Source organism: Paenibacillus sp. P4_A7, from assembly GCF_056402455.1.
Genome location: NZ_JBFUHJ010000383.1, coordinates 1 through 5,494 on the forward strand (window position 1 = coordinate 1; position 5,494 = coordinate 5,494).

At 44.1% G+C, this 5,494-nt stretch carries 5 protein-coding genes and 1 rRNA gene; all 6 read right to left on the reverse strand.

Going from position 1 to position 5,494, the window contains the following annotated elements:
• Positions 1 to 204: antibiotic biosynthesis monooxygenase (locus AC1DWN_RS26800; RefSeq protein ID WP_477561945.1), on the reverse strand; the 204-nt coding region annotated here is incomplete at its 3' end.
• Between the two features lie 129 nt (positions 205 to 333).
• Entirely contained in the window at positions 334 to 2,793 is a 2,460-nt protein-coding gene (clpC, locus tag AC1DWN_RS26805; RefSeq protein ID WP_477561946.1) for an ATP-dependent protease ATP-binding subunit ClpC, read from the reverse strand.
• Positions 2,790 to 3,875, reverse strand: a complete 1,086-nt coding sequence (locus AC1DWN_RS26810) for a protein arginine kinase (protein WP_477561947.1) — start codon at positions 3,873 to 3,875, stop codon at positions 2,790 to 2,792. Before AC1DWN_RS26810 ends, clpC begins: the two co-directional genes overlap by 4 nt.
• 24 nt (positions 3,876 to 3,899) lie before the next feature.
• Positions 3,900 to 4,421 (reverse strand): UvrB/UvrC motif-containing protein, encoded by a 522-nt coding sequence (locus tag AC1DWN_RS26815; RefSeq protein WP_477561948.1) that lies wholly within the window; start codon positions 4,419 to 4,421, stop codon positions 3,900 to 3,902.
• 35 nt (positions 4,422 to 4,456) lie between these two features.
• On the reverse strand, positions 4,457 to 4,918 hold the full coding sequence (locus AC1DWN_RS26820) for a CtsR family transcriptional regulator (RefSeq protein WP_477561949.1): 462 nt from the start codon (positions 4,916 to 4,918) through the stop codon (positions 4,457 to 4,459).
• A gap of 448 nt (positions 4,919 to 5,366) precedes the next feature.
• Positions 5,367 to 5,483: ribosomal RNA gene (rrf, locus tag AC1DWN_RS26825) — 5S ribosomal RNA — on the reverse strand.
• Positions 5,484 to 5,494 lie beyond the last annotated feature (11 nt).

Below are 5,494 nucleotides of genomic sequence, written 5' to 3' on the forward strand. Positions count from 1 at the left end.
GCTCACCCACCCATCGAAGGAAGCCTTGTCTTTCCAGGTCGTGCTAACCTTGAGTTCATCATGTTCCTCTAGCCCTTCGGTCATTAGTACTTCCATACGGACAAATCCAGGCGATAAGTCAATGACTTTGGAGTTCTCAAACCGTTTCGCAACCGTTTCCCCATGCCCTTTTTTTACTTTGATTGTATTTGTAACAACTATCATTATTATTCCTCCGATTCTTTGAACTGTTCTGCTCTTATTATACGATAATGATTCTCATTGTCAATAAAATAGAACAACAAAAACTGTCCCGCAAACAACATGATGTCTGCGGGACAATCTACAGCGATCTTATTTAGTTGCCGGCTCCTCAGAAGCCGCCTCTGGAATAGATTTAACTACTGTTAGTCCGCCATCCTTCTCATCAATGATGAAGCTGTCGCCTTTTTGAATATTACCCATCAACAGCTCTTCCGATAGACGATCCTCAATATGCTTTTGAATAGCTCGACGAAGCGGACGCGCACCGTATTGAGGGTCAAAGCCTTCTTTAGCTAAGAACTTCTTCGCCTCATCTGTCAACACGAAGTCAACCTCCTGCTCACGCAGACGCTTGCGAAGTTCTTCGGACATCAGCGTCACGATTTGTGCAATATGCTCCTCACCTAGTGAATGGAACACAATGCTCTCGTCAATCCGGTTCAAAAACTCTGGACGGAAGCTTTTCTTAAGCTCAGCCAAAACTTTCTCTTTCATTTGCGTAAAGTCACGACCTGCATCTTGAACAGCAGTAAAGCCCAGTGACGAATTGCGTTTAATTTGATCAGCGCCAACGTTCGACGTCATAATGATTAATGTATTGCGGAAATCGACTACACGGCCTTTGGAATCCGTTAAAYGACCATCCTCTAGCACTTGCAKTAATATATTAAATACTTCAGGGTGTGCTTTCTCAATTTCATCAAGCAGCACTACGGAATAAGGCTTGCGACGAACTTTTTCAGTCAATTGGCCGCCTTCCTCATAACCGACATAACCTGGAGGTGCACCAACAAGACGTGATGTCGAATGCTTCTCCATATATTCCGACATGTCGATACGGATAACTGAATTCTCATCGCCGAACATTGCTTCTGCGAGCGCTCTAGCTAGTTCAGTCTTACCTACTCCTGTAGGGCCGAGGAAAATGAATGATCCAATCGGACGCTTCGGATCCTTAAGTCCAGCACGTGCGCGGCGAATAGCGCGAGATACTGATTTTACAGCTTCCTCTTGCCCAATTAGGCGGCCATGAAGAATCTCTTCCATTTTGAGCAGACGCTCTGTCTCCCCTTCAGCCATCTTGCTGACTGGGATACCCGTCCAGCTTGCTACAACTTGAGCGATATCCTCAGGTGTAACTTCTGAATCTGTACGGCCTTGTTTTTCTTTCCATTGGTTTTTCGTGATATCTAGCTCTTCACGAATTTTTTGTTCCGTATCGCGAAGCGCTGCCGCTTTCTCGAATTCTTGGCTTTGAACCGCTGCGTCCTTCTCCTTGCGGATATCATCTAGACGATTCTCAAGCTGTTTTAAGTTCGGTGGTATCGTATAGGAGTTCAAACGAACCTTGGATCCAGCTTCATCAATAAGATCAATTGCTTTATCCGGCAAGAAACGATCCGGAATATAACGATCTGACAATTTTACAGCTTGCACAATCGCTTCATCCGTAATTTTCACTCGGTGATGCGCTTCATAGCGATCACGTAAACCATATAAGATTTGAATAGCTTCTTCCGGTGATGGTTGATCTACCGTAATAGGCTGGAAACGACGTTCGAGAGCCGCATCCTTCTCAATATATTTCCGATATTCATCCAGCGTAGTTGCACCGATACATTGCAGTTCTCCACGTGCAAGTGAAGGTTTCAAAATGTTTGAAGCATCGATTGCACCCTCAGCTCCGCCTGCCCCTATTAATGTGTGCAGCTCATCAATGAATAGAATAATATTGCCCGCTTGGCGAATTTCATCCATGATCTTCTTCAAACGATCTTCAAACTCACCGCGATACTTCGTACCAGCGACAACAGAGCCCATATCAAGCGTCATAACACGCTTATCGCGAAGTGTTTCAGGAATTTCATTGGCGATAATTTTTTGGGCCAAGCCTTCAGCAATTGCTGTTTTACCAACGCCCGGCTCACCTATTAGAACAGGATTGTTCTTGGTACGGCGGCTAAGAACCTGAATCACACGTTCGATTTCCTTGCTCCGACCAATAACAGGATCCAAATTTCCTTCCTTCGCATAAGCCGTTAAGTCCCTTGCTAATCCGTCTAGCGTCGGTGTACTAACGTTTGCTGTTGAGCCGTGATTACTGGAGACAGCTTCACTGCTTCCTAACAGCTGCAGCACCTGCTGCCTAGCTTTATTTAGGCTAATGCCTAGGTTATTCAGCACGCGCGCTGCTACACCTTCACCCTCACGAATTAGACCGAGTAAGATATGTTCAGTACCTACATACGTATGTCCAAGCTTTCTTGCTTCATCCATCGAAAGCTCAATTACTTTTTTAGCGCGAGGCGTATAAGCAATGTTATTCGGCTGCTCTTGACCACGGCCAATTAATGCTTCTACTTCATCTTGAATTTTTTCTAAACCAAGTCCTAAACCAATTAATGCTTTAGCCGCAATGCCTTCTCCTTCGCGAATAAGACCAAGCAGTATATGCTCCGTGCCGATATTATTATGTCCTAGTCGAACCGCTTCCTCTTGCGCCAATGCCAGCACCTTCTGTGCTCGCTCCGTAAATCGTCCAAACATCATATACATGCACCCCCATGATCGGTTTCACCGCGTAATTGCTTGCGGATAAGTTCTGCTCTCCTGAAATCTCTTTGCTCTGGACTCATCTTCTCACTGAACGTTTGCTGTAGAAATCCAGGCTGAGTCATAACTAAAAGCTCATTCAAAACCTGCGGTCTAACATCTGGCAAAATACCGAGATCTGAGCCGAGCCGCACATCCGATAGACGCTGAGCCGCTTCCTTAGAATCCATAATCGAAGCATAGGATAAAATGCCATAAGATCGTCTCACTCTATCTTCAATTCGTAGCCGTGATTCTTCCAATAACCGCTTGCGTGCCGCTTTCTCATGCTCGATAATTTGCTTTACTACACTATACAGATTATCAATAATTTCGTTCTCCGATTGACCTAACGTAATTTGGTTTGATACTTGAAACAAGTTACCCAGTGCTTCACTGCCCTCGCCGTACAAGCCCCTTACCGCCAACCCTACTTGCGTAACCGCTGATAAAATGCGATTAATTTGCGATGTCAGCACTAATGCCGGCAAATGTATCATGACAGACGCTCTAATCCCTGTACCCACATTAGTAGGACAAGTCGTTAAATAACCGTGCTTCTCATCAAAAGCATAATCTGCTGCTTCCTCGAATATATCGTCAATTCTGTTTGCTGACATCCAAGCCTCTTGGATTTGAAAACCTGGATATAAACATTGAATGCGTAAATGATCCTCTTCGTTAATCATTATACTCACAGATTCGTTATCGCTTAAAATAAATGCCCCGCATCTAGAATCATTCGCTAAATTGGGACTTATTAAATGCTTCTCTACAAGTACTCGTTTATCAAGCTCACTAAGATCCGACAATATGAATGTCTCAAAATTGCCAACCGTCAAAAGCTTGCCTGTTTGGCTTACTTCAGTGAGCTGCTCCATAACATCCTTCGATTGCTGATTTGTAGCCAGCATCGGAAAGGGATGATTTCGCAAATTTCGAGCAATGCGTATTCTGCTGCTGATGACAATTTCTGATTCTGGACCATCATCCTTCATCCAGTCACTCAGCGCCTGCTGTGAGAATCGATGCTTAGTCAAGAGTTGCACTCCTTCCATGCCGGCCTAGAGGTCTGCAATTTTGCGTTCCAAACCACGAATTTGATCTCTCAGCTGGGCTGCACTTTCAAACTCCTCATGCTCAATTTTAGTTTGCAAATCCCTTCTAAGCTGCTCGATTTCCCGCTTATATTGAATTTGTCCCCCTGAACGCTTCGGAATTTTACCAATATGAACGGTACTGCCATGTACACGCTTGAGTAGTGGATCAAGTTTATCTGCGAACTCTTTATAACAAGAACTGCATCCAAATCGTCCAATCTTCGTGAACTGCGCGTAGGTTAGTCCGCACTCTTCGCAATAAGCCGATTTTGGCTTTATATCATTAATACCTGAACTGCCTATATGCTCGAAATCAAGAAGTCCTGACAATAAGCTGTGAATGGAAAAGCTGTTTGGAGCGCCTGGAATACCTTCACCCTTCTCACGTGCACAGCTTTCACAAATATGAAATTCTGTTTTCTCACCGTTAACGATTTTCGTAAAATGAAGCGTAGCCGGCTTCTTAGCGCATTCTTGGCAAAACAAGCCTGATCCCTCCTTCGGTAACGAACGGTTGAGCTTTATTTAATCAGCAACGAGATAAGCATTGACCTTAACAGCCTTGCTCTTATTTCATCTCGCTGTGGCAGCTTCAGTGCAATCGTATCCCGTTGCACGGCCGCTCGGAGTAAATTTCCCTCTCGCTTCGAAATGAGCTGCGCTTCCTCGAGTTGATAGATAAGTCCCTCTGCCGCACATTGGTCGACACAATCACCAATCGTTTCTTCGATGTGGAATTGAATTGCCTTCAGTGCCGGTAGGTCTACCCGTTGTATTCGGATATAGCCTCCGCCTCCGCGCTTACTTTCAACCATGTATCCTTTCTCCATCGTAAAGCGAGTACTGATCACATAATTAATTTGCGAAGGTACACAAGAAAATCTATCAGCTAAATCATTGCGTTGAATTTCGACTGCGCCTTCTGGACTGTCCTGCAGCATGAGCTTCAAATACTGTTCGATGAGATCGGAAATGTTTCTCAAACCACCAACCTCCCAGTGAAGTAACCAGTACAACCAACTTGGTGCGCTGTAATCTAAATAGGTCATAATGAGTTTCAAAGAAAAATACCGAATATTCGGACAACTGACTTTGACTTTCTTTGACCTTTCTTTTATTATATGCAATTTCAGCAAAAGGTCAAGTGCTCTGAATATTCATTTTATATTAGCTTGGTGCGGTTACAACTCATTTATACATGGATCACCAATTTTAGAGTAATATTCTTACCCGGTAAGCTGCTGTTAATTACTTTCAACTTATTTTCATCAGTTTCTATTATGCTGCAGCGATTACAGTTCATACACCATTAACTATATGAAACATTAACCTTATACGTACTAGCTGAAACGGGATTTTACAACGATTTAAGGTTTAATTACAAAAGTAAACAACAAAAAAACTATCGCATGTATGCGATAGTTCATTCGTGCTTGGCGACGTCCTACTCTCCCAGGACCCTGCGGTCCAAGTACCATCGGCGCTGAAGGGCTTAACGGTCGTGTTCGGTATGGGAACGCGTGGTTCCCCTTCGCCATCGCCACCAAACTAGATTATTC